The 24,280-nt window shown below is 35.2% G+C and carries 24 protein-coding genes; 2 read left to right on the forward strand and 22 right to left on the reverse strand.

All coding sequences use genetic code 11. The annotated features are described in order from the left end of the window. Positions 1-9: 9 nt before the first annotated feature. The 13 genes from A5819_RS15215 to A5819_RS15275 form a co-directional block, all read right to left on the reverse strand. Positions 10-432 carry a MarR family winged helix-turn-helix transcriptional regulator gene (locus A5819_RS15215; RefSeq protein ID WP_086279584.1) on the reverse strand — a complete coding sequence of 141 codons (423 nt, stop codon included), beginning with the start codon at positions 430-432 and terminating at the stop codon, positions 10-12. Between the two features lie 174 nt (positions 433-606). Continuing rightward, positions 607-1,578 (reverse strand): LacI family DNA-binding transcriptional regulator, encoded by a 972-nt coding sequence (locus A5819_RS15220; RefSeq protein WP_086279585.1) that lies wholly within the window; start codon positions 1,576-1,578, stop codon positions 607-609. 13 nt (positions 1,579-1,591) lie between these two features. Further along, a complete protein-coding gene (locus A5819_RS15225) occupies positions 1,592-4,897 on the reverse strand; it encodes a cellobiose phosphorylase (RefSeq protein ID WP_086279586.1) in 3,306 nt (1,101 codons plus the stop codon). Positions 4,898-4,911: 14 nt separating this feature from the next. Further along, positions 4,912-7,059, reverse strand: a complete 2,148-nt coding sequence (locus A5819_RS15230; protein WP_086279587.1) for a glycoside hydrolase family 3 N-terminal domain-containing protein — start codon at positions 7,057-7,059, stop codon at positions 4,912-4,914. Between the two features lie 47 nt (positions 7,060-7,106). Continuing rightward, the gene (locus A5819_RS15235) at positions 7,107-7,937 is read right to left on the reverse strand and encodes a carbohydrate ABC transporter permease (protein WP_139843306.1); all 831 of its coding nucleotides are present in this window, start codon (positions 7,935-7,937) and stop codon (positions 7,107-7,109) included. Between the two features lie 14 nt (positions 7,938-7,951). Further along, on the reverse strand, positions 7,952-8,836 hold the full coding sequence (locus A5819_RS15240; protein WP_086279588.1) for a carbohydrate ABC transporter permease: 885 nt from the start codon (positions 8,834-8,836) through the stop codon (positions 7,952-7,954). A gap of 131 nt (positions 8,837-8,967) precedes the next feature. After that, entirely contained in the window at positions 8,968-10,209 is a 1,242-nt protein-coding gene (locus A5819_RS15245) for a sugar ABC transporter substrate-binding protein (RefSeq protein WP_086279589.1), read from the reverse strand. 276 nt (positions 10,210-10,485) lie between these two features. Continuing rightward, positions 10,486-11,172 (reverse strand): carboxylesterase, encoded by a 687-nt coding sequence (locus A5819_RS15250; RefSeq protein WP_086279590.1) that lies wholly within the window; start codon positions 11,170-11,172, stop codon positions 10,486-10,488. A 332-nt stretch (positions 11,173-11,504) separates the two neighbouring features. Further along, positions 11,505-11,819 (reverse strand): carboxymuconolactone decarboxylase family protein, encoded by a 315-nt coding sequence (locus A5819_RS15255; RefSeq protein ID WP_086279591.1) that lies wholly within the window; start codon positions 11,817-11,819, stop codon positions 11,505-11,507. Between the two features lie 23 nt (positions 11,820-11,842). Further along, positions 11,843-12,256 carry a cupin domain-containing protein gene (locus A5819_RS15260; protein ID WP_086279592.1) on the reverse strand — a complete coding sequence of 138 codons (414 nt, stop codon included), beginning with the start codon at positions 12,254-12,256 and terminating at the stop codon, positions 11,843-11,845. 33 nt (positions 12,257-12,289) lie between these two features. Further along, on the reverse strand, positions 12,290-13,273 hold the full coding sequence (locus A5819_RS15265) for an aldo/keto reductase (protein WP_086279593.1): 984 nt from the start codon (positions 13,271-13,273) through the stop codon (positions 12,290-12,292). Between the two features lie 169 nt (positions 13,274-13,442). Continuing rightward, positions 13,443-13,835, reverse strand: a complete 393-nt coding sequence (locus tag A5819_RS15270; protein ID WP_086279594.1) for a MerR family transcriptional regulator — start codon at positions 13,833-13,835, stop codon at positions 13,443-13,445. Positions 13,836-13,898: 63 nt separating this feature from the next. Further along, positions 13,899-14,204: a helix-turn-helix domain-containing protein gene (locus tag A5819_RS15275; RefSeq protein ID WP_254907318.1), complete on the reverse strand. Its 306-nt coding sequence runs from the start codon at positions 14,202-14,204 to the stop codon at positions 13,899-13,901. 224 nt (positions 14,205-14,428) lie between these two features. Here A5819_RS15275 and A5819_RS15280 point away from each other — a divergent pair, with 224 nt between their 5' ends. Next, a complete protein-coding gene (locus A5819_RS15280; RefSeq protein WP_086279596.1) occupies positions 14,429-14,821 on the forward strand; it encodes a RidA family protein in 393 nt (130 codons plus the stop codon). Between the two features lie 123 nt (positions 14,822-14,944). Beyond that, positions 14,945-15,880 (forward strand): ROK family protein, encoded by a 936-nt coding sequence (locus tag A5819_RS15285; RefSeq protein WP_086279597.1) that lies wholly within the window; start codon positions 14,945-14,947, stop codon positions 15,878-15,880. Between the two features lie 102 nt (positions 15,881-15,982). Here A5819_RS15285 and A5819_RS15290 read toward each other — a convergent pair whose 3' ends face one another. The 9 genes from A5819_RS15290 to A5819_RS15330 form a co-directional block, all read right to left on the reverse strand. Beyond that, positions 15,983-16,525 carry a hypothetical protein gene (locus A5819_RS15290; RefSeq protein ID WP_086279598.1) on the reverse strand — a complete coding sequence of 181 codons (543 nt, stop codon included), beginning with the start codon at positions 16,523-16,525 and terminating at the stop codon, positions 15,983-15,985. A 313-nt stretch (positions 16,526-16,838) separates the two neighbouring features. Further along, positions 16,839-17,396, reverse strand: coding sequence for a YdeI family protein (locus A5819_RS15295; protein WP_086279737.1), 558 nt, complete (start codon positions 17,394-17,396; stop codon positions 16,839-16,841). A 36-nt stretch (positions 17,397-17,432) separates the two neighbouring features. Next, positions 17,433-18,470 (reverse strand): HAMP domain-containing sensor histidine kinase, encoded by a 1,038-nt coding sequence (locus A5819_RS15300; protein ID WP_086279599.1) that lies wholly within the window; start codon positions 18,468-18,470, stop codon positions 17,433-17,435. Continuing rightward, positions 18,467-19,153 (reverse strand): response regulator transcription factor, encoded by a 687-nt coding sequence (locus A5819_RS15305; RefSeq protein WP_086279600.1) that lies wholly within the window; start codon positions 19,151-19,153, stop codon positions 18,467-18,469. The genes A5819_RS15300 and A5819_RS15305 overlap by 4 nt, the downstream gene beginning before the upstream one ends. A gap of 95 nt (positions 19,154-19,248) precedes the next feature. Beyond that, on the reverse strand, positions 19,249-19,965 hold the full coding sequence (locus A5819_RS15310; protein WP_086279601.1) for a hypothetical protein: 717 nt from the start codon (positions 19,963-19,965) through the stop codon (positions 19,249-19,251). Positions 19,966-19,981: 16 nt separating this feature from the next. Further along, on the reverse strand, positions 19,982-20,764 hold the full coding sequence (locus tag A5819_RS15315; protein WP_086353063.1) for a hypothetical protein: 783 nt from the start codon (positions 20,762-20,764) through the stop codon (positions 19,982-19,984). Further along, complete coding sequence (locus tag A5819_RS15320; protein WP_086279603.1) at positions 20,751-21,506, reverse strand: ABC transporter ATP-binding protein; 756 nt, start codon at positions 21,504-21,506, stop codon at positions 20,751-20,753. Before A5819_RS15320 ends, A5819_RS15315 begins: the two co-directional genes overlap by 14 nt. 228 nt (positions 21,507-21,734) lie before the next feature. After that, positions 21,735-24,026, reverse strand: a complete 2,292-nt coding sequence (locus tag A5819_RS15325; RefSeq protein WP_086279604.1) for a lasso peptide biosynthesis B2 protein — start codon at positions 24,024-24,026, stop codon at positions 21,735-21,737. Further along, entirely contained in the window at positions 24,023-24,265 is a 243-nt protein-coding gene (locus tag A5819_RS15330; protein WP_254907319.1) for a PqqD family protein, read from the reverse strand. The genes A5819_RS15325 and A5819_RS15330 overlap by 4 nt, the downstream gene beginning before the upstream one ends. Positions 24,266-24,280: the final 15 nt, after the last annotated feature.

The raw sequence follows: 24,280 nt of genomic DNA on the forward strand, positions 1-24,280 counted from the left end.
TTACTAATACTAGTCAAAATTCTGTTTAGCCTTAGCTAGGTTGACCTCTAGTTGCTCTTGTTCTAGTTCAGTTAACCCATTACGAACTTTCTGATCCAACTGTTCAAAAATAATATTTACTTGCCTCACTAACTGCTCACCTTCCGCTGTAAGAAAGAGATTTTTCTGTCGCTCATTACTTCTTGGGATTTCACGATAAACTAGTTTTCGCTCTTCCAACCCTTTTAAAATATTAGTAACCGTTGCTTGTTTTTTACCAAGATAATCTGCTAGTTCCCGTTGAATCGTCCCAGGATGAATGGATATATAGCTAAGGCTACGGGCTTGTAAACTATTTAACTGAAGTACTTTTAAGCTTGCGACAACGTATTTTTGTTGTAAAATCCCTAGCATATAAACTTTTTCTGCTAAGCCATCTCGGTTTGAAATCATCCTTATCACCTCTACCATAATAGTTTAAACTAAAACACTTAATTTCACAACTGTTTAAAAATAATGAATAAAAAAAAGGTGTGAGACAAAAGTAAACATCACTTTTGTTTCACACCCTAAATACGAATCAATAGTTTTCCTAGATTCGTTCTCTCTCTATAAAAATATCGTTTTTTATTGACCTCTTTTAGGAAATGAAGAACCATCGATAAAACTAGTATAGATATGGTCATCCTCTGTTGCTTCTCCTGTAATCAACTGAATGATTTTTTCTGCTGCTAACATGCCCCAACGGTGTTTAGAATACGATATGGTCGCTAATCTCGGTTGGATAAAAGCGCTGATATCAATATTATCAAACCCAATCAAGCGGATATCCTTACCAATTTCATATGGGGTTTCTTTAAAATATTTATAAACACCAATCGCCATTTCATCATTCAATGCGAAAATATCAAGTGGAAAAGTTGGTTCTTTCGCCATGATTTCTTTCGCTGCTTGGTAGCCTGAAGGTTCGGTAAAATCACCTTTAATGATCTCATGATCAATAGTAAACCGTTCTAGTTCTTTGATACTAGCACTCAAACGTTCTTGACCATCATAGCTCTTTTCTGGACCAGAGATCAAGTATAATTTTTCTGTTTGACAAGCAACTGCTTTTTCAATCGCTAAAGTCGCACCGCCTCGGTTGTCAAGTAGCACCTTACGCACATTTTCATGCGTAATCAACCGATCTAAAATCACTAAAAAATGACCTCGATCCGCATATTGCTCAATTTCCTTATTCTTAAAAGTCCAATCTAAAACAATCGCGCCATCAATCATTCGTTCAGGAATAAATAAATGTGATTTATTTCCGCTACAAACGATCATTTCAAAATTTTGAGCTTCTAAGCCTTTTTTGATACCATCTAACAGTTCACCATAAAAACTACCGCCATAATCAGCAAGATACACACCAATTATATTCGTTTGTTGTCTTTTTAATGTTCGTGCAGCCATGTTAGGAACATAGTCCAATTCATCTGCAATCGCTTGGATTCTTGCTCGAGTTGCTTCAGTAACTTTTGGACTGCCATTTAATGCATAAGAAACAGTTGAAATCGACACCCCTGCTTTTTTTGCAATTTCTTTAATTCCTACCATGAATGCTCATCTCCTAACAAAAAATATCTATTTGATTTTCTTTCTCATCTAAACGAGCCGCAAGCTCTGCAAGGGACACAACATAACCGCCTTGACGGTAAGGATTTTGTTCTCGTTCTATAGTGAGCTCTTGACCATTTGCTACTACCGCTGATTTTTGACTAGCCAAATGAAAAATAATCCGTACATCTTTATCAGCCAATCGATAAATCATTTCTAGTCCATCTAATACTTTTGGCAAAATCGGATCAAAAATCACCTGTTGCGGCTCTTCTCGAATGCCTAATACATTACTCAACAATTGATTTATATAGATTCCCGGACCACTAGAGTAAATACGCCAACCACCTTTGACACCTACACGCCCCGTTTTTAGTTGATCAAAATGGGCTTGAGCATCGTATCTCGTTTTAAAATCACCATCAGAGCTACTAAAGTAGACATTTGCTTGGCGAATTTCCGCATTTTTCACATGATCTTTTAGCTGAATAGGGTTAATAATTGTCAATGCTTGCCATGTTTCATCCCCTTTTCCAAGTTTTGCCATGGCTTCGGTAAAGCGAATATGAGCGTGAACATATTGTAACCCGATTTCCCGCCCAAAATTCGCTGATTGTTCAGCCCGTTTGAAGTTAGTGCTCACCCCACCTTGGTAAGTAGCTGGTCGGTTCATTAGACGAACACCGTCGGGAAACTGTAAATGTTCTTTAATGATTGCAACATGCTTTTCGGCTTGTTCTGCAGTTACTATTTCTGCGATCATACTACGGGTCATTGGCAGTAAACGATATTGGATCCCTGTTTTTTTATCCGTTGGATGAATCATCAATTCTACATGATCTGGATCTTCCATATAAACAAAACCTGGAATAGTTTCAGTCGATAAAAGATACTTTTCAAAATCTTTTTTTATGTTTACAGCCAGTTCTTCTAAATGTTTTCCATAGGCACTATCGACTTCTATCAACAAATGGGCTAATTTTTTAATTACCTGATACGTTAAAGCCACGGTCCAACTACTTGCCATATATTTTTTTAATTTATTATTGTATGGTTGTAAGGTGTCATCCCAATCCCCATCGCTATAACAAGAAAGATAGGTTCCTTCTAAAAAGTTGGCTTCAATATAGTTAATTTCCCTTTTCACATGATCAAACAAGGAAACTGTCTCATCCGTCTTTAGGAATGTTTTTCGATCAGTGTATGGTATTTTTTCTTCTAGAATGTCAAAATTTTTGGTTTTAGCTAAATAATCCGCTACGATTTTCATCGGCCAAACAATTACATCACCATGGCTTTCATCGGCTTTTTGTTTTTCATAACGATCAAACATAAACCACTGAGGCCAATTTCCGTCATCATTAAATTGATTGGCATAGACATTTTTTATAATTGAACCCACAATCTCTGGTTTATTGACAGCTAAGAAAAATTCTGTTGGTCCTTGAGAGACATCTCTGGTTCCCCAAGCCGCCCCTCCGTATTGCTCTAAGCCATGAGGAGAAAGATAATGCACTAACATATTATGTGTATACCAACGAGCTAAAATATTCATTGATTCGACCGCTTCAGTGGCATGCGTTAGTTTAAAATGATTCAACAAGCCATTTATAAACCCTAAGAATTGCTCATTTTCCTTAGCATAAGTAGTCTTTATAACTTGAAATGGCGCTGCTGTCAGATTCGCTTGGATCTGCATCGAAAACGCTGCTTGCGCTTCTATGACAAAGATGGTCAAAACTTTTTCAGAATCACCTGATAGAAAAAGACGCTCATCAGTCAACTCAAAAGGTTTATCCAGTGAAAAATAATAGGTTAGATCTGGGTATTCTTCGTGGATGACTGAATCTGTTGTTGCAGTCACTTTGAGCCGTTCATCCACTTTTGTTATGTTGACTGTCGGTTCCTCTTCATCTGCATTCATCACCAATTGATTCGTTACCGCAAAGGTGTAGTGTAACCCATTTTGGCTGGTTACTTCCGTACGGATTTCTTTTGTACCACATAACGTGAACGTTCTCACAATAAGTATATCATTCTCTAATTTATAATACCACGTAGCAGAATTTAATCCTATCTCAAAAGCGGATGGCATCGTTAATATACGCCACTGTTTCCCTGATTTGAGGTAGATTCTTTGTCCTGATTGCTTCATAATATTTAATGAGTTGCGACTATTGCTCATCAATTTATTCATTGATGTATTCCCTAAAACAATTTGTGAATTGAATAAACCATACATGTAAACCGTTGTGCTTAATTCGGGATGCTCCACATCTAATTCTGTGCCGCTTAATAAAATATGACCATGTGCTCGTTCCATTGCGACTTCTTTTTCTTTTAACACAACGTGATGATAATCTTTCGTAAAGAAAGAGGCAATTTTTCCATCGATCATTTCAATTTGCTCTTGTTTAGGAAATAACTCATGCAGTTCTTGTTCCGTTATTGTTGCTCCGATGATTGGTTTCCCTAATGTTTTTACACTATTTTTCCCTTGTCCTGCATTGTTTTGACTATTCAAGGAACCATACTCTTTTTTTATAGCAGCTTTCGAAACAAGCGGTTGTTCAATTACTGTCCGTTGATTCTTAATTGGAGCGCCATAAAAAACGATTGTCGTTGCCTCACGTTTTATATCATAAATTTCTGTCTGTAAAGCAACATAAGCAAACTCGTATTGATACACTTCATTTGCCAAAAAATCTTGTTTTAAGGCTTTTGCTTGATTCGTCTCTTTATAGTCACGATCAAAAAATTGATACCCATCTGTTGAAAATGCTACTAACGAATTAAGACTTCCTTGTTCAATCACTGGAAAATTACCGTCTTGCGGTTGATTTTGGCGAGAAGAGATCGTAATCGTACCTGCTTCTTTTGAAACATGATGATCCACGTATTGTGACATATACGCTTCATTCGATCGAACAGCCCCTTTTGTGGCGTTCCCAATATCTTGTCCGTAAATAACATCTGCTTTTTGACTAGAACCAGTTAAGCTCACCTGCCAAAACCAATTACCAGATTTTGCAATTTGAAACTCTACTTGATACGCTATCCCTAAAAACTCTCCTTGCCAAGTAGCTTGTTTTTCGTCGATATAAAAGGTACTTTTTGCGTTTGAACCGATCATTGGTGCTGTTTGAATACCATTTTGAGTATACACTCTTAAGTAGAGTTGGTTACAGCTACCATCAAGTCGATTACCATGGAGCTGATTGATCATAATCGTTCCATTTAAAATTTCGTATAAATCCCCTGTTTCTAAAAACGAGAAGGTTGTCCCGCCATTTTCAATCGTTCGTTTTTGATCTGTCATCTCACTCTTCCTATCTATTTTAGTAATTTGAATGTGGTTGTTTGGACATCTCTGCTATTTGCGCCAATCATGACATCAAATGTACCAGCATCACTAGTGAATGCTTGGTCACTATGAACATAGCGTAATAATTCTTCACTGATTGTAAATTGGACAGTCTTTTTCTCATGTGCTTTTATGGTTACTTTTTCAAAGCCTTTTAGTTCTTTTACCGGACGAACAACTTCGCCGACTTGATCACGAATATATAATTGGACGGTTTCTTGCCCAGTTCGTTCGGATTGGTTTTCTATCGTAACCGAAGCTGTGATCGTTTCATCTAGTTTCATTTCATTCTTACTTAGCTTGAGGTCCATGTAAACAAACTGACTATAACTCAATCCAAATCCAAAAGGATATTTAGCAAAATTTGATACATCTAGATATTTTGAGACATATTTTTCATCACCAGGTTTATATGGTCTACCTGTATTATCATAATTATAATAAACAGGGACTTGTCCCACTGTTTCTGGAAATGACATACTTAAACGGGCACTCGGATTGTATTCGCCATACAAAATATCTGCCAGTGCTGCACCACCTTCTGTTCCAGGAAACCAAGCTTCAACAATGGCTTTGGCTGAGTCGATACTTTGTAGATCTAATGGTCGGCCATTATAAAGGGTTACGATGATCTGATCGTTCACGGCTTGAATTGCTTTGAATAAATCGAGCTGAGCTTGCGGTAATCGAATATCGCTACGACTTGAGGCCTCTCCACTCATCCATTCTTCTTCTCCAAGAGCCAAGATTACCTTATCTGCTTTTTTTGCTAAAGCAATTGCTTCATCAATTGCAGCTTGAGTTGGTTTAAAGTAATCAAAAGCCTCCGTTCCGATTACATATTCTGCCGCAAGTTCACTAACACCCTGCGCTAATGAAACAGCTTCTTCTTTTTTTCCTTGCCAAGACCAAACACCAATAACGTCATGAGAATCAGCGGCTGGTCCTACAATTGCAACTTTTTCTTGTTTTGATAATGGTAACATCGCTTCATTTTTTAATAATACGATCGATTTTTTTGCAACATCTCTGGCAATTTCCCGATGTTCTTTTGATAAAACAACTTCTTTTTCTAATGCAATATCAGCCCCTCTATGCGGATTCTCAAATAAGCCTAAATCATTTTTCAACGCTAAAATTCGTAAAACTGCTTCGTCAAGAATTGCTTCATCAATACGTTTCTCTTCAATCAAGGCTTTTAAATTTTCTGTATAACATGTTGTCATCATTTCAATGTCAACACCTGCTTTGATCGCTAATTCAGCTGCTTGTTTTTTATCTTGTGCAACACCATGAGGAATTAATTCAACTACGGCTCCCCAATCGGAAATCACTACCCCATCAAAACCAAATTCTTTTCTCAAGACATCCCGAAACAACCACTTATTTCCTGTAGCTGGAACACCATCAACTGTATTAAATGAAGTCATCACTAATTTTGCCCCGGCATCAAGCGCGGCTTTATACCCAGGTAAATAGCTATCTCGTAATTGTCTTTCAGACATATTGACCGTGTTATAATCACGACCACCGATTGCAGCACCATAAGCTGCAAAATGTTTAACACAAGCCGCTACCCGGAAAAAGTCATTTTTTAAATCCTCCCCTTGATAGCCTTTAACGAATACCTCAGCAAAGCGACTATTCAAAAAAGAATCTTCCCCAGTTGACTCCATTACACGCCCCCAGCGAGGATCACGAACCAAATCAACCATCGGTGAAAACGTCACATGTAAACCGGAGACTGCAGCTTCTTTCGCTGAAACCTCTGCAACTTTTTTAGCCGCTTCAAGATCCCATGAGCTTCCTAATCCAAGCGGTATTGGAAAAATTGTCCGAAACCCGTGGATAATATCCGCCATTAAAATTGTTGGAATGCCCAGACGATTATTTTCCATATAGGCTTTTTGTACACGGATCGCTTCTTTGGCTCCAGAAATACCTAGAGTTGTTCCTGCATTATTGATATCTTCATGCGTTAAACCAAGATCTGTCATCGGACCCGTTTTTTCTTCTGCTTTTTCAGAATAAAATTCAGCTGCCAATTGTAATAACTGACCCACTTTTTCATCTACCGTCATTTGCTTCAGCAACTCAATCAGTTGTTTTTGTTCCATTGTCCATTCACCTTTTTCTTTTTATTTTGGGCAAGTATTCTGTTCGCTTATTTAATTCCAGAAACATTAAATCCTTGTAAAATGTACTTTTGAAAAATTGAAAAAACAATCAAAATCGGAATGACCATAAAGGTCGCTCCTGCCATTTGTAAAGCATAATTATTACCATGCTGTCCTTGGAGTAGTTGCAATCCAACAGATAACGTGTAATATTTTTCATCGTTAGCAATGATCAATGGCCATAAGAATGAATTCCAACCGCCGATAAAAGTCAAGATACCTTGAACGGCTAAGATTGGACGACTAACTGGTAAAATAATCTTAAAAAAGATATACCATTCACTAGCACCATCTAACCGAGCTGCTTCAAGCATTTCATTGGAGATAGTATTCATAAATTGCCTGAATAAAAAGATCCCAAAGGCGCCTGCCAAACCAGGCAAAACGATCCCAATCAAGGTATTCGTCAAACCGACAGAATTTAATAATAAATACACAGGAATCATGGTGACTTGTCCAGGAATCATCATCGTGGCTAAAACCATGAGAAATAATCCGTTTTTCCCTTTAAAATCAAATTTAGCAAAACCGTAACCAGCCATTGCATTCAGTAACAATCCGACAAACGAACAGGCTGTAATGATCAAGGTGTTTTTTAGGTAGGTCCCAAAATTCAATCTAAAAAACAGCTCTTTGAAGTTGTCAAATGTTGCCTCTTTTGGAAATAGACTAGGAACGATTTGATTGATTTCCGCGTTTGTCTTAAAAGAAGAAAAAATCATCCACAGAAAAGGAAAAAAGGTCATAATACCTAGAACACCTAAGAGGATACCGATAAAAAGCTTAAAACTCATTTGCGCATTTTTATGTGAATTCATCTCGTTCTCTCCTTTTACCCTTCATTTTCTTTTTGTTTTGTTTGAATTTTCATTTGAATACTCGTCACAATAATGATTGCAATAAATAAGATGACTGATCCTGCTGCTGCATAACCAAATTTATTGTATTGGAAGCCTCTTTGATAGATAAATAACGCAACAGATAATGTGCTATCTAACGGACCACCTTTCGTCATAACAAACGGTTCATCGAAGAATTGGAACCAGCCAATCAATGTTGTGACCGTCACAAAGAAAATTGAAAACTTTAGTAATGGAATCGTGATTTTTAAGATTTGTTGCCACTTATTGGCTCCGTCCATTTCAGCTGCTTCATAATATTCTTTTGGAATACCTTGAATTGCCGCTAAGAAAATGAGCATGTTCAATCCGATTGCCTTCCAAACTGCAATGATAATCAAAGATAATTTCGATGTACTGGGATCCGTCAGCCACATAATTGGGCCAATATTTAAGTATGATAATAAATGATTCAATAACCCGATCGTAGGATTATATAAATACATCCAGACAACGGATACAGCTACTGTATTTGTGATCGAAGGGCTATAAAATACTAGACGCATAAACGAGAAAAATTTATTTTCTCCGAAATTGATCATAATGGCTAAAGCTAAAGAAGAAAGAATAACAAGCGGCACGCCAATTATGACGTAGTAAGCCGTATTAAACATTGCCTGACCAAAGACTTTATCATTAAATATGTTTAAATAGTTTTCCAAACCAACAAAATTGATTCGAGAAAAATCAGCTAAGCCAGCTAAACTCATATCGGTAAAACTAATCGTTACCGCAATAAAAATCGGTATGATCGAAAAAATAAGTAATAAAGCAACGGCTGGCGCGATAAAAAAATAAGGCGATTTCGATTTTTTCATAATTCTTTCCTCCTTATAACTCAATAAAAGGCCAGGCTCTTAGTATTCACCTAAACGTTGGGAGCAGAAGCACTTCCTTCTGTCCCAACCTTTAGTTGATTCTATACCTTTACTCCTTTTGCTCCTCACACTTATTTAATCAAGCTTTCCGTTTGTTCGTTTAGTTCATCCATTGCCTCTTGAAGATTTTTGCCACTTACTACGACTTGCTCCCATTGTTTCATAAAGTTTTGCGAAATTTCATCCCATTGTTTTAATAATGGCATAGGTTGTGACTCATTTAATTGTTTTCCAAATACCGAAATCAGTGGATCGTTTTTGAACACATCAGAATTCCACGATTCTTTATTGGTTGGAAGTGAATTTGTGCTTTCAAAGAACTTCGTTTGATTTTCAGGTTTTGAAAGATATTCGATCAATTTCATTGCATCTTCTTTTTTCTTAGAACTATTAAAGACTGCTAAATTGGCTCCCCCAGTTACGGACATATTGTTGATAGGTCCCTTCGGTAGTTCAGCTACCCCCCATTTGCCATCGATATCTGGTGCTGAATCTTTGATGCTATTGATCATCCATGGACCACTGATAAACATTGGTACAACACCTTCACCACCAAAGCTTTGGCCGATTTCTAAACCTAAATCCATTTTAGGAGCCGAACCGTCTTGTACTAACTTGTCTAAAAATTTTAAAGCATCTACCATTTCTGGTTGATTAAATAACGGCTTATCATCTTTGTCAAATAATTCTGAACCGTTTTGACGAGCAAACATAAAACCGAATGTTGGCTCTTTCAGTTCTACACCAAAACCATATTTATTATCGCCGCGAGCAGCTAATTTTTTAGCTGCATCAGCTAACTCATCCCAAGTTTTAGGGGCTTCTTTATAGCCAACACTTCCCAATAAATCTTTTCTATAATAGAGTCCACGAGTTTCTGTATACCAAGGCACTGCATAAGTTTTTTTGCTAAATGTTGTTGTCGCCACAGAACCATCAAAGAAATTATCTGATTTCATGACGTCACTTTTTTGAACCTCTTCTGTAATATCCATTAACGCTCCAGCATCAACAAATTCACTCATATATGTCGTACCCATTTGAACAACATCAGGACCTTCTTTAGAAGCCACTGCTGTGAGTAATTTATCTCTTGAAGTGGACCATGGAATACTTTGAATCTTAACTTTGATTCCTGATTCTTTTGTAAATTCGTCAACAATTGGCTTGATTCCTTGATCGCCATCACCCATATACCAAAATGTCAATTCATCCGAAGCGCTTTCTTTATTTCCCGAAGAACATGCTGCCATTACACCTACAGTTGCGAATAAAGTTGTTCCAAGTAAGCAAAGCTTTTTCCATGATTTCATACTTCCACTCCTCAATATTATTTAGTGAAACGTTTCTACAAAAAAGATTATATTCCTTAATTGTATCAAAAGCAAGCGTTTTCTTTCTTGGTATAGCGTTAAATAATGTCATAGGCACCTATAAATAATTCGTTTTTAATAGAAACGTTTCACCGAAATAGCTAGAATAGCCACTTCTTATTCTGTATTTTTATACTTATTTATTCATAAAAAAACAAAAATATCCTCATACTAGATTTGATACCTAGCCAATGAGGATGTCATGGTTCCGATTATTTAGTTTAGGATAAACTCCTTGATATCTTCTACTGCACGTTTTTTATTTCCACCTAAAAATAGCTGATGTCTACCGTTCTCGTATATTTTTAAAACAACCTGTGCGTTAATATTTTTGGCTAAATAATAAGCACTCTTGTAGTGAGTCGTTTCATCTTGTCTATTTTGCAGAATAAGGACTTTTTTCTTTAATTCAGATGGGTGTTCTTTCTTTATTTTTTTCTTTGTTTTTTGAAGTAAGGATAAGAATTGAACACATGAGTGAATAGAAATCGATTTTGCAGAATCAAAATAATAATTTAATTTTTCCTGTTTTTTAAACACTAATCCCTTTATGAGATCTTGGCTAATGACGTTAGCGTTATAAAGATAAATCGGTGTGCTACACAAAACCAATTGATCGATTGATGCTCGTTCTGATGCCTGGATCGTCAGTAACCCTCCCATTGAAAATCCAACACAAGTAATCTGAGTATAGATTTGCTCAAGTTCATCTAGTTTTTGCTCAACATCTGCCAACCATTGATCTGAAGTTACTTTTGAAAAATTTTCTTTATTTCCATCATGTCCGGTTAGTTGGATCCAAAATGAATCAAGATTATTCTGTTTTAAGTAATCGTGCAAATAGAGAATTTCTTTTTCATTACCGCCAAACCCGTGGATAATCAATATTGCTCTTTTTTTCATGGTATCTCACTTTCTTTCAGCTAAATAACAGTAGTTCTTCACTTATCAGTTGTTTGCTCTTTTCTCTACTTTACTATTTTAACTTGATTGTATCTATTCATTCCGTTCTTTTTTAATAAATTTAATAAAAAATTAGCAGATGATGCTAGGATATAACTCAAAAAAATTACGTTTCCTGCTACTATAAATTGCTTTGAATCACGATACAAAGTAGCCGGCTTCCTATTTTCTAGGCGCTATAACACTAAAATTTATAGGCTTTAGAAATAAGGACTTCTAACTCAACAAAAAAAACGAAATGCTTTTAGAATCTAGCATTCCGCTCTGTTTAGCTATTCTCCAAAAATTTCTTTGGCCAATGAAAATGCTGACCATGCTTTGGGCCACCCGGTATAAAAAGCCAGATGAGTGATCAACTCGACCATTTCATCTTTGGTCACACCATTTTGTTTCGCCATCTTCATGTGTGCTTCTAGTTGCGGCATACCTTGGGTTAATAAACTTGAACAAGTGATCAAACTACGGTCACGAGGTGAAAGTTGCTCTTCTCTAGACCAGATTTCACCAAATAGTAGGTCATCATTTAATTCAGCAAATTTTGGTGCAAACGCTCCAAGTTGATCTCTGCCTGCTGTTTGTTTTTTCATGAAATAGGACTCCCATCGTTTATTCATTTTTTCAACTGATGATAGCTTTCATCTGAAACTGGTTCTAACCATTCTGGTGTCCCAGCTGTGATTGCTAGATGTTCAAACCAACTATCGACTGCAGCGCCATGCCAGTGTTTAATACAGTCATGGATAATAATAACATCACCAGCTGTCAAAAATTGGGCTGGTTTCCCTTCTTCTTGGTACCAGCCTTCACCACCTGTTACTAACAGCAATTGAAAGCCGTCATGATGAATATGCCAATTGTTGCGACAACCAGGTTCAAACGTTACATTGCCTACTCCAACATTTATTTTTGGATCTGCTACTAAGTTTTTCAAGTAGCTTTGACCTCTAAAATAATCAGCATAAGCTACATTTTTTTCTCCTATCGGAAAAATCACACCCTCTTTAACTTCTTCGAACTTTGACATTGCTTATCCCTCCGACTGCTATTTTTTAAACACTTATTGGTGTCCAACGACCTTGTGCGGAACATAAGGCTCTTCTAAAAATTCCACCTCTGCCTCTGTTAAAACTAAATCTAGGGCTGGAATTGCATTAGTCAAATGACTTTCTTTTGTTGCGCCAATAATAGGTGCAACGACCGCTTCTTTTTGGAGCAACCAAGCTAGAGCTACTTGTACGCGTTCTACACCACGTCTCTCTGCAATTTCAGCAACTCTTGCAACAATAATGTGATCTTGATCCGCTGTTGTGTCATATTTTGACATCGCCATTTTATCTAATTCAAAACGTTTTGTCTGAGCACTCCAATCTCGAGTTAAGCGACCAGAAGCTAATGGACTGTATGGTGTAACAGCAATTTTTTGATCCTCACACAACGGCAGCATTTCTCTTTCTTCTTCACGGTATAACAGGTTCAAATGATTTTGCATAGAAACAAATTTGGTCCAGCCATGTTTATCAGCCACGGCCTGTGCTTTCGAAAATTGCCATGCAAACATCGCTGAAGCACCAATATAGCGAACTTTTCCAGATCTCACCAGGTCATGCAAAGCTTCCATCGTTTCTTCGATCGGTGTCTTGTAATCCCAGCGATGAATGATGTATAAATCAACATAGTCCATGCCTAATCGTTCTAAGCTCGCATCGATTTGATGAAAAATCTCTTTCCTTGAAAGTCCCCCGCTATTTGGCACATTTTTTTTCATCGTTGTAAACAATTTGGTGGCAACAACGATTTCATCACGATTTGCATATTGATTGAGTGCTTTTCCAAGAATACGCTCACTTGCACCGTAAGAATAGACATTCGCTGTATCAAAAAAATTAATGCCCAAATCAAGCGCTTTTTTGATGACTTTCATACTCTCTGCCTCTTCTAAGACCCATTCATGGAATCCACTATTAGGATCTCCAAAACCCATCGCACCTAAACACAATCTTGAAACGTCCATTCCAGTGTTACCAAATTTTACATAATCCATTCTATTTCCTCCTTAAAATGATTGTTTTTCTTTAATCTGACCACAGTTTATCTCTTAAAGTGCACTCTAAGTCAAGCATTTTCTTTAATAGCTAAAAAACTTCCAAATGCCGATCGACTCTAAAAGCTATTTTTAGATATCATCAACATTCAGAAGTTATTGATTTTGTTCATTTATTTAGATTAAAGGCACGTAAAGAATTTTCTGCTGGAATCATGTGCTCGTCATAATTGGCTAACTTAAACTCCAATCTATCAATCGCTGTATTTAATTCAGAAGCCTTTTCTTTTAACATTTTAATTTGCGCTGCAATAATTTCTTTACGTACTGGAACTGTTTCATCTCCTACTTGGAATAGGTTTATATAATTCACCATAGACTCAATAGACAAACCAGCATTTCTCATCTGCCGACTAAAAACAATCCAGCGTAAGTCTTCTTCGTCAAAATCCCGAATCCCACTCACAGTCCGTTTCACTGGTGGAATCAAACCAATTCGTTCATAATACCTGATTGTATCCGCGGACACACCACTTAATTCACTAACTTTTTTTATATTCATGTTTGACACTCCTTTCATGCTACCTAGTAAGTCATGTTTATTGTGCTTGCAATTAAGTACAGCTTAAGAATAATTCGTCTTTTTAATCGCTAAATCATGCTTTTTAGCATGTGCTTCTCCAATTTCACACAGTTGATGTAATAATGGGATGAATTGTTTTCCATAAACTGTTAAAGAATATTCGACTTTTACAGGAACTTCTTCTGGAAAAACAATTCGTTCGATCAAACCATCTTCCTTTAATTGCGTAAGTTGCTCTTTCATTACTTTTGTAGAAATTCCAGCGCATAAATCTAGCAATTCTTTTGGTCGTTTACTACCTGTATCTAAATATTGAAGTATCGGGCTTTTCCATTTCCCTTTAATCACATCTTGCAATAAAAAAAACTTCTTGCGGTATTTTTGACATTGGTAAATCCTCCCTTACTTTAAAGTAAGTCACGCACAAAAAAATGCGATATTTTCTTTTCGTTAGACTGACGATATGATAATTATAGCAAAGAAATAGTCTGTCACCAATTAGATTTAGCTAAAACACTTGGAAATTTCAGCATTTGTTTACAAAAATGTATAGAAGAAAGCAGGTACTAAACATGAAAAAAAAGTTTAAATCCATTGATATTTTCCCAGATCCTTATGCACCTTTTAATCTCTCTCAGGGAATTTCCATAGATAATTTACTATTCATTTCAGGGCAAATAAGCATCAATGAATTTGGTAATTTACTCCACTCTGGTGATTTTACAGCCCAAACAGAGCAAGCTTTCACTAATCTAAGAACTGTTTTAAAAGCTAGAAACTCTTCTTTTGATCATGTTTTGAAAGTGACGATATTCTTAACAGATCTGACGAACTTCCAAACAATTGTAGACTTGCGGGAAAAATATTTTTCATCACCATTTCCAGCTGACACAATAGTAGAAGTTAGCGGGCTATTTCATCCAAAAGCGTTGATTGAAATTGAAGCGATCGCTATTAAGAATTGATCTCAGTTGATAACATTTTACCCGTAACTTGTATTTCTACAAGAAAAGCACTAAAATGGCAGATAAACAGTTGAATTAATAACAAACAAATTGAAAAACAGCTATTAGAAAGGATTTCAGCCAATGACTCAACATAATCAGGCTATTTTAGCGCTAGATATAGGCGGCTCCGCTGTCAAACATGGGATTTGGTACAACGAGCAACTGTATCACCAAGCTAGCTTCCCAACACCTTTGACTCGCAAAAATTTCTATAGTTCTGTACAAGAACTATGTGACAGTGCCTACCCAGAGTTTTTAATTAAAGGAATCGCTGTCAGCTGCCCTGGAGAGCCCGATGAACTATCTGGGATTGTACGTGGCTTAAGTTATGTTCCCTTTTTACATCTGGGTGAATTTCAAAATGAATTTTCGCAAACGTTACACTTGCCAGTCTCGTTGCAAAATGATGCAAACAGTGCAGCCCTCGCTGAAATGACACTAGGAATTGGAAAAGAGCATCAACACGCATTATTTACCATTATTGGCTCTGGTATCGGGCTCTCTGTTGTGGAAGACGGTAAGATTATTAAAAATACTACTGACAAAATTAACAATTTTGAAAAATTCATCGCTGATACAATTAAAACTATCAATAACGCAAAAGTTTCGCCTGTTCATATTGGACGAACAGTTTCCCTAAAAAGTTTTAAGTTACCTCAAACTATTGAAGGAAAAGATGTTTTTGAATTAGCTAAACAAGGGAATGCCATTGCTATCCAAGAAATTGAGCGAATGTATACTGTTCTTGCTGAGATCTTGTTATTTTTAAACGAAGCTTTCAAACCTGACATTATCGGTATTGGGGGTGGAATCAGTAATAACCCCGATCTTTTACCACTGTTGAACAAACAGATAGATGCATTAGCCACAAATCAAACGAGTAAACTCAACCTTTACAGAAGTCTTTATAAAACCTTCAATCAACCCTTGTCATTACCTAATATAAAAATTTGCCGTTTCAAAAACGATGCAAATCTTGTTGGGGCAGCTCTACATTTTGAAGAAAGCCATAGTTGAAAATCACAAATAATTTTGAAAGTGGTACACGTAATTTTATTCATTGCTTTGAACAGGTACGGATTCACTCTGTCCATTAGTTTTTCAATCGTTAATATGAATCTACAAGGTACTAACACTAGCAGCAAGCTCGCCCACTTTCCCAGTGAACAAGCAATCTCCTGTAACTAACTCCATACAATCTGCTGGTCTGATCAACTCTGCTGGCTTTGGTAATTCAAGTGCCTGACTTTTTTCTAAAATTTCAGCTACAAATTGAGAATAAAAGTAATACTTTTCTCGTTGATATGGAATTGCAAACTTACAACAGATTAATCCAATAATGCTATAACGATACTGTTGCTTTTCAGTTACCATGCGTTGCACTTCTTGCTTAGCTTGTTGATAGACTACTTTTGACACTTTTAGCTCATAGAGAGCACATGGTGTGTCTTTATGATAATCCAAAAAGCAGTTGGTCAAACTTTCTTGAATAAGTCCTGCAGGTAATGGAAAATGCGGCTGCTTACGTCCAAAACTATAGAATTGTGATAACATTTCATCAAATGCAATCGAAACATGAGTATAGTCATCTGATGTTGCTAGTTGAATTAATCTTGAGATGTAGGTTTTAGAGCGCGTTAATAAAATGTAGATCGTTTTCATTTTAATCTCCTTTTAGTCAGGTTATTACTCAACTGCTGTGTCACTCATCTGATACAGTGGTTGATGTTTATATTTTATTAAAAGTTTTTCGGCAATGTTATACCATAGATATAATTAAAAAGTATCAGATGTTAATCAACTTCTACCAACTGTTGAGGTTAGTTTTAAGTGAGCTTGGGTATATAAAATAGAAGACCGAAAATCGCAAAAAGGATTTTCAGTCTTCTATTTTTTAGAGTATCACCTATTTGTAGGTCCATCCAATCAACATTTTCTCATTCATTAGCAACGCTCTCTGCTACACTGCCGTAATCTAAGGTCTTAACCTTTTCCCTTCTTCCCATGAAACAATTAATCGATTCAATCTTCTTCGTCTAGTTTCTTCTTTTTTAGCATCCATCACCCACCAAATAGAATCTCTTTTATAAGAAGGTGAAAGCTGATTAAAAAATTCCCAAGAAGTTGGATTTTTTCTGATTTCATCCTCATATTCTTTCATTAGAGGAATATTCCTATGGACTAGAGAATAACCTGTTTGGTCCTTTCTTTGATTGAAAACAACCAATCCCTCAGGCCTCATTTGATTGAGCGCTATCAGTTTATACACCTTTTGCACATTAACCTTACTCCAAACACTATTCGGCTTACGTGGTGTAAAGCAAATTTTATAGCGATCTTCATCAACTGTTTTCCTCAGTCCATCAACCCAACCAAAAGATAGTGCATAATCCACTGACTCGGGCCAAGTAAGACTTACTTTATTCGTTTTTTTCTTAAAAAAGACTACCCAAATTTCACTAACACTTTGATAATTAATCGTTAACCAATCGATAAATTCTATTTGATTCCTAAAAAATAGGTCTTCACTCATTTTTCTAGCCATTCTAAAATCATTTGATTGAGCTCTTCAAATTTTTCTTCTTGAATCCAATGTCCAAGGAATTTGAATTTCAAAAGTAATCACATCTTCATTAAGATACGCAATCAGATTCCCCTTCATTGATTGAATGATTGTTTTAGAAATGGATAAACCTAAACCTAAATGTCCTTGAGCATCTGAATAGTCTTCAGTGTAAAACCTTTCGAAAATTTTATCTATATTTTTTGTAGCTAATATGCAACCATCATTTTCAATAATCAGACAGAGGTTCTTATTTTCTATTCTAGTAGAAATTGACAATAGTTTTTTTGTATAACGAAACGAATTGCTCAAAATATTTTGAATAGCTCTATCCAGTTGATAAAAATCAATCAACATTACTGCTGTATTATTTTTATTTACCTTATTTTTGAGTTGTGATGAAATCCCTCGAATTTTACATTCACTTTCTATATTTTTTAAAAGCATATTTGTCCAATCGTAACAATTAACTTCCTGAAAATCCAAATGTAAATCTTCTGGCAAAGTGTAACATAAGCTCAATTGCTTTGAAAACTCTGTTAATATGGTCAACTTACTTTCAATTATATTCAAATATTGTGTTTCCTCTTCCGGCGTATCAGCAATTTTGTCTTGTAAAGCTTCAATGTAAGCAGAGATAGAAGCTATAGGAGTTTTCATATCATGTGAAATACTAGTAATAAAATGTTTGCGTTCAATTTCAAATGTTCTTTGTTTAATTTGTTGTTGTTCTAACGTCTTTCTCATTTCATCAAATAATAGAATAAAATTGCCTAATTCATCTTCTTTTTCATAACCGATAGGGTGAGATAAATTACCAGCTGAAATAGTCTTAGCCTCCTTAATTAAAAGATTTAATGGTTTGGTTACTCTATTTTTAATAAAATTAATAATCCAAATAGTTAAAATGACTGTCGGAATAGTGACAAATACCAAGAAAATCAAAACAAATTTAACGTGTGTCAAAAAAAGCATTGATAGAACAGGTAATATACAAAGTATACAACAATTAATGGCGAGTTTACGTGTTATACTCTCTTTCATTCTAATTCACCATCAAAGCGATAACCAACTCCACGAACAGTACTTATATTATTAAGTTTACCTAGTTTTTCTCTTATTTTTTGAATATGAATAGCTACTGTATTTATATCGCCGAATTCATTGATTCCCCAAACATTGTCGTATATCTGCTCCTTACTCATCACTTGTTGTGGATATTTCAGCAGAAAAGCAAGTAAATCAAATTCCTTAACAGTAAGATTAACAATCTTTTGATTATTTTTTACTAATCTTGCCGAAAAATCAATAGAAATACCATTATACTCAATGTGTTTTTGATAATTTTGTGATTGTTGATATGTATCTATTCGTCTAAAAAGTGTGGCAATCCTAACTACCAGCTCTTTTATAGAAAAGGGTTTGGTCAGATAATCATCCGCTCCAAGTTTTAAACCTAAAATACGATCGCCTTCTGTTTCTTTGGCACTGATAATAATCACGGGTAAGGTAGACTTCGAGCGAATCTGCCTAAGAATTTCTAATCCATCTTGTCCTGGAAGCATTAAATCCAAAAGTACCATATCTGGTTGGAAATTTTCAACAACAGAAAAAGCTAAATTTCCGTCATTACATATTTCAACTTGATACTGCTCTTTATGAAGATAATTTTTTATCATGTTGGCTAAATCTCGTTCATCTTCAATAATCAATACTTTCTTCTTCATAGTTTTCCTCCCATTAAAATGGATTTATTTTCTTAAGTTATAAGTTTCTATACTCGCATTATAACATTAAAGTACTTATCAAACAGTGCAATACTTTATAGAAATAAATCCTTCCGTTTGAATACTTGAATCGTTGTAACTAAAGATATTACTCCTAACGAAACTAAGACCATTACTACTTGAATTCCCAAATTTAAATCTGTACCTCTTGACAAGGGTAACTCGATCATTTGCATTGTTGGAACATATTTAACAGCTTGTTGAATAGATTCTAATATCAACATTATAAACACCGTTCCCAATGCAAAACCAATTGTAACAGCTTCGCTTTCAGTGATAATCATGCTTAATAAAAAGAAACCAACAAAGAGTAAAATAGTTTCAAATGCTCCAAGTGAAGCCAAAAAGAAAAAATTTACTACTTGTAAATAGTCTAATTGAGTGGTTGAAACTGTTGTTATAATAATCGTACTACATAAATGGATGAATAGAATCAAATAGCAAGTGCCAACTGCAATAATCGTTTTTGATATGAGGTAAATTTTACGACTACTTGAATAAGGAATCACTTCTTTCATTGTACCATTATGATAATCAACAGTGATTAAATCGCAAATAAGATAGCAACAAATTAACCAATAAAATGGACGAAACTGTTTTAAGCTGCTTTTGACTACCTCTAAATTTGATTGACCTTTATAGATTAAAAAAGCTGCAAAAAAAACACTTAGAAGTAAAATGATTATCAAAATTATTGCGTACTTCTTCTGGTAAAGCATTCTTTCAAAATCAAATTTTAATTGCTTTAACATAGTATTTCCTCCCCTATTAAACAAATAAATCTTTTTTTCTGAATATTTTATAACCAACAAAACCAAAAATAATACAATAAACAACTATAATCAGAAAACTAAAAATATTGTATAAAAGAGGTTTATCAAAAATATCCATGTGGAAAAAGAGCATTTGATGAAAAATCGTGAACTGCTTTATACTTGGAAGAAGTTCGAAATACTGTCCAATCATCAATAATATACCCATTATTGTAGCGTTCTCTATTGCTCGATCAGAATACATAGAAATGACTAAGCTAATCAAACCAAACCCAAAATAAGCGAAGGCAAAAGCTAAGCCACATAGAAAGGTAATTAAAATACCCATGAATCCATTAGTAGTAAACGAATGAAAAACTAATTGATTGCCCCAACCAAAAAAGAACATGCCTACTAAGTAACTAAGAGCAATCATAATAAACGTGATAAACAGGCAAAAGAAAAAAATTGAAAGTACGCGACTAAGATAATACTCTAACCGAGAAACAGATCGTGTCAATGGTATTTTAATCATTCCTTTTATACGATCTTGACTACTGATTTTACTAACATAAATAGCAATAAAAATTCCTGTAAAGAAGAAACTTGCTTGCAAATGCTGAATAGGAAAAGATTGAGCATTCCCAATAGTTAGCACTGATCCCTCACTTCCCATTTCTTTGAAAAAGAGAGCTGATATAACAAAACTAACCAAATAGATAGCAGAATAAACAACTGTCATTTTAGAAAATATCATACGCTTAGTTTCAAATATCAACAACTTATTAATTTTTTTCATTTGGTTTTCCCCCTACACAAGCAAAAAACAAATCTTCTAGATTATTTACTTGATAGCTTTTTAATAATTCATCTACTGCTCCACTCTCTAGAAGTTTACCTGTTTGAATAATTGTTACTCGATTACATAGATCTTGCATTTCTCTTAGCATATGACTTGAAATCAAAAAGGTAATGTTTTCTCTTTCAGCCAATTCTTTAATCAATACTTTCATTTCGCGTAAGCCAACAGGATCAACTCCGTTTGTTGGTTCATCAAGAATAATCAAGTCAGGATTGCAAAGAAGTGCATTCGCTAAGCCTAACCGTTGCTTCATCCCTAAAGAAAAAGTTTTTACTTTATCACCTTTAGCTTCACTTAAGCGTACAATATCTAAAACTTCATCAATTCTTGATTTTTTGACAGGTTTATCAGCTAAAGAATTACTAAGACTCAAATTTTGCTTAGCTGTTAACTCTAAATAAAAAGCTGGATTTTCAATGATACTTCCTACAGCAGATAAGGCTTTTCGACGATCCTTTTCAACAGAATATCCATTAATTAATATTTCTCCAGTTGTTGGAAAAATCAGTTGTGTTATCATCCTTAAAGTCGTTGTTTTACCAGAGCCATTGGGACCGAGAAAACCATATATATCTCCCTTTTTCAGCGTGAAGCTTAAATTATTCACTAGGTTTTTCTTGTTTACTCTTTTTGTAATACCTTTTAACTCTAATATGGGAACTTGCTTTCTATTTTTCATCTCTTTCCTCCTAAAATATTTTTTACTTATCCTTATCCTATCAAAGTAAAATAAAGTTTTGGTTTACCTAAGATAAAGTCTTAATAAAGTATTGTTAGTTTAAATAAAAAAGCACGCATTTTAGAATAAGCGTACTTTTTGAAAGCCTACTAAAATGGCCATCTATTAACATATAAACAAAGACATCAATAGAATAGTTACTTTGTTGTTAACTTAGAAATAAAATACTTATACTTGGAAATCAACAAATTGTTCTTTAGCCAGCTCTCGATATAAGGGTACTGTTTCGAGTAATTCATTATGATTACCGGTTCCTACAACTCTACCATGTTCGAGAACATATATAGCATCAGAATCTACCACTGTAGATAGTCTATGAGCAACGATTATAACTGTTTTTATTCCTTTCATTTTATCCACAGCTTTCTTCATCCCAATTTCATTAAGACTATCTAAATTAGAGGTCAGCTCATCAAGTAGTACAATTTCAGCTTTCGATAATAAGGATCGTGCCATAGCTAAACGCTGCCGTTCTCCACCAGAAAGTCGAGCCCCGCCTTCTCCTACTTGGACATCAAGACCGTTAGATGCTCTCTCTAAAAGATGTTTAAGATTCACTTCATGCAAGACTTTAATACATTCTTCATCAGTGGCTGTCAGATTCCCTAAAAGTAAATTTTCGCGTAAAGTACCAGAAATAACAGGAGAATCTTGTTCAACGTATGTTATCAACTGACGAAGTTCCTCTCGACTATAGTTACGATAGTCCACCCCATTTACGTATATTTCGCCACTATTTAGCTCATAAAATCGTTCTATTAATTGAAGTATAGTGCTCTTTCCCGCACCAGAAGGACCAACTATCGCTGTTCGTTTCCCTTTTTCTACACATAAAGTAATATCCCTTAGAATCATTTCATTATCTCGTTCTTTCATATTTGTTCCAAAGGCAACTTTATTATAGGAAAAACTGATTCCATTAAAAAAAATGGCTGATTTTTGGATTGATTCATTTTTATTGAGAGAAATCAATTGAGGTACATCGTATTCATTTTCTAGTGCTAAGTCTAGTAACTCTTGAATTCGTGCAAAAGCCCCTAAGGAATCGCCTATACCAGAAAAAGCATTAAGAATTTGTCCTACTGGACCAATTATCATATAAAGCAATAAAGCAAAGGCAATAAAATCAGCGACTGCCATTGCACCAATAGAAACGCGATACCCTCCAATTCCAATGACTATTAGACCACACACTTGTAAACTCATATTTGATATTGGAGTCAATAAAGACTGGATTTTAGCTAATTTAATGCCAGCTTTATATAGTTTTTCTACTTGCTGTTTGGATTTTTCTTCTTCTTCATGAGTAATATTTGCTGCTCGAATAGTTCTTATTGCATGAAGATCACGTTCTACAATTCCACTAAGTTTTCCAAGTTCTTGCTGCAACTTAAAGCTTGCTCGTTGAACAGCGGTGCTCATTAATATTATTCCTATGAAAGCTAAACATATTGTTATTAAAACTATCATAAACAAAAAAGAATCCCTTAATATCATGCCAACGGCCGCACCAATAACAATAAAAATGCCACTTGTCAAAGCAACTGATCCTTGAATAATACCAGTCTTCAATTGAGATGAGTCTCCAATAACACGACTAAGCAAATCACCAACATTTCTTTCATCATATTCACAAATAGGAAGACGTAACAAATGACTAACGAGGCTTTTTCTTGCTTGAAAAACAACGCCTTCTCCTACCTTTTGTAACAGATAATATTGAACTGCAGTTAATATCGTAGAAAGAGTTAACACAATAATTAATAATCCCAAACTAGTATTGAATCTAATCTCAAGATTAGCTTGATCAACTAAATCAGCCACCAGATTAGGTTGTACTAAAGTTAGTGCCGCACTCACCAACCCAAGCATTAGTATTAAAATAAATTCTCGATTATGTCCTTTTGTCAAAGAAAATAATTTTCTAATTCCTATAGTTGGTGCTTTCGTATCATCTGAATATTGATTCGCAGAATCTAGCTCACTATCCGATGAACTATTCAAGCTACTATCTAATTCATCATTAGCATTAGCTTGAATAGTAGTTCTATGAGGTATACTTATACTTTTCGAATACAACTTAACTTCATCTGGTTCACCGATCGGTTCTCCCTCTATTTCAACCCAAGCATGTGCTCTAAAAGGTTCTAAAGCATATCCAGTACACCAACTTATCGATTTTCGTTGCAGCAATACTGCTATGGTTACAGCCAAAGAACGTCTAAGGCACCCCTCTTGACTTCTACACCGTTTACTAACACCACATACTCCATCTCGAATCTCTTGAGCTTTTGCTCTTGTAGATACAGGTTTCTTTTTCATTAGTCGTAAAAGTAGTCGTTCTATCATACTTGGTGAAACCCAGTTCAGTGGTGCAGAAATGAGTAATGCAATCCTTGCAAGCCATTTTATTCTAAAAGGGACTTGATTTGGCTTTTCTGAAAAAAGTGGAATATTCACTTAATTACCCCCTTTTTTTGGAGCATATAAAGAAAATCAGAAACATCAGAAGTAGCTTGCTCATGATGTAAAGAAAATACAGTTTCTAGCTTTGCAATCAGTTCCTCAACTGACTTACCATTAATCAATTCACGAATTAAAACTGCTCCTGCCATATTTACTTGAAAATAAATCCCTCTGCTTTTATCGAAGACTAAAGCACCACCATCCTGATCAATAATAGTAAGCTCTCTTTTCATTTTCACCACTATTCT

It is taken from the genome of Enterococcus sp. 7E2_DIV0204 (assembly GCF_002140855.1).
Lineage (GTDB): Bacteria > Bacillota > Bacilli > Lactobacillales > Enterococcaceae > Enterococcus_L > Enterococcus_L lemimoniae.

What these genes read in the sequence shown, in the direction of transcription:
- A5819_RS15215 (WP_086279584.1), bottom strand. Translation starts at nt 432, where the DNA reads ATGATTTCAAACCGAGATGGCTTAGCAGAAAAAGTTTATATGCTAGGG.
- A5819_RS15220 (WP_086279585.1), bottom strand. Translation starts at nt 1,578, where the DNA reads ATGGTAGGAATTAAAGAAATTGCAAAAAAAGCAGGGGTGTCGATTTCA.
- A5819_RS15225 (WP_086279586.1), bottom strand. Translation starts at nt 4,897, where the DNA reads ATGACAGATCAAAAACGAACGATTGAAAATGGCGGGACAACCTTCTCG.
- A5819_RS15230 (WP_086279587.1), bottom strand. Translation starts at nt 7,059, where the DNA reads ATGGAACAAAAACAACTGATTGAGTTGCTGAAGCAAATGACGGTAGAT.
- A5819_RS15235 (WP_139843306.1), bottom strand. Translation starts at nt 7,937, where the DNA reads ATGAATTCACATAAAAATGCGCAAATGAGTTTTAAGCTTTTTATCGGT.
- A5819_RS15240 (WP_086279588.1), bottom strand. Translation starts at nt 8,836, where the DNA reads ATGAAAAAATCGAAATCGCCTTATTTTTTTATCGCGCCAGCCGTTGCT.
- A5819_RS15245 (WP_086279589.1), bottom strand. Translation starts at nt 10,209, where the DNA reads ATGAAATCATGGAAAAAGCTTTGCTTACTTGGAACAACTTTATTCGCA.
- A5819_RS15250 (WP_086279590.1), bottom strand. Translation starts at nt 11,172, where the DNA reads ATGAAAAAAAGAGCAATATTGATTATCCACGGGTTTGGCGGTAATGAA.
- A5819_RS15255 (WP_086279591.1), bottom strand. Translation starts at nt 11,819, where the DNA reads ATGAAAAAACAAACAGCAGGCAGAGATCAACTTGGAGCGTTTGCACCA.
- A5819_RS15260 (WP_086279592.1), bottom strand. Translation starts at nt 12,256, where the DNA reads ATGTCAAAGTTCGAAGAAGTTAAAGAGGGTGTGATTTTTCCGATAGGA.
- A5819_RS15265 (WP_086279593.1), bottom strand. Translation starts at nt 13,273, where the DNA reads ATGGATTATGTAAAATTTGGTAACACTGGAATGGACGTTTCAAGATTG.
- A5819_RS15270 (WP_086279594.1), bottom strand. Translation starts at nt 13,835, where the DNA reads ATGAATATAAAAAAAGTTAGTGAATTAAGTGGTGTGTCCGCGGATACA.
- A5819_RS15280 (WP_086279596.1), top strand. Translation starts at nt 14,429, where the DNA reads ATGAAAAAAAAGTTTAAATCCATTGATATTTTCCCAGATCCTTATGCA.
- A5819_RS15285 (WP_086279597.1), top strand. Translation starts at nt 14,945, where the DNA reads ATGACTCAACATAATCAGGCTATTTTAGCGCTAGATATAGGCGGCTCC.
- A5819_RS15290 (WP_086279598.1), bottom strand. Translation starts at nt 16,525, where the DNA reads ATGAAAACGATCTACATTTTATTAACGCGCTCTAAAACCTACATCTCA.
- A5819_RS15295 (WP_086279737.1), bottom strand. Translation starts at nt 17,396, where the DNA reads ATGAGTGAAGACCTATTTTTTAGGAATCAAATAGAATTTATCGATTGG.
- A5819_RS15300 (WP_086279599.1), bottom strand. Translation starts at nt 18,470, where the DNA reads ATGAAAGAGAGTATAACACGTAAACTCGCCATTAATTGTTGTATACTT.
- A5819_RS15305 (WP_086279600.1), bottom strand. Translation starts at nt 19,153, where the DNA reads ATGAAGAAGAAAGTATTGATTATTGAAGATGAACGAGATTTAGCCAAC.
- A5819_RS15310 (WP_086279601.1), bottom strand. Translation starts at nt 19,965, where the DNA reads ATGTTAAAGCAATTAAAATTTGATTTTGAAAGAATGCTTTACCAGAAG.
- A5819_RS15315 (WP_086353063.1), bottom strand. Translation starts at nt 20,764, where the DNA reads ATGAAAAAAATTAATAAGTTGTTGATATTTGAAACTAAGCGTATGATA.
- A5819_RS15320 (WP_086279603.1), bottom strand. Translation starts at nt 21,506, where the DNA reads ATGAAAAATAGAAAGCAAGTTCCCATATTAGAGTTAAAAGGTATTACA.
- A5819_RS15330 (WP_254907319.1), bottom strand. Translation starts at nt 24,265, where the DNA reads ATGAAAAGAGAGCTTACTATTATTGATCAGGATGGTGGTGCTTTAGTC.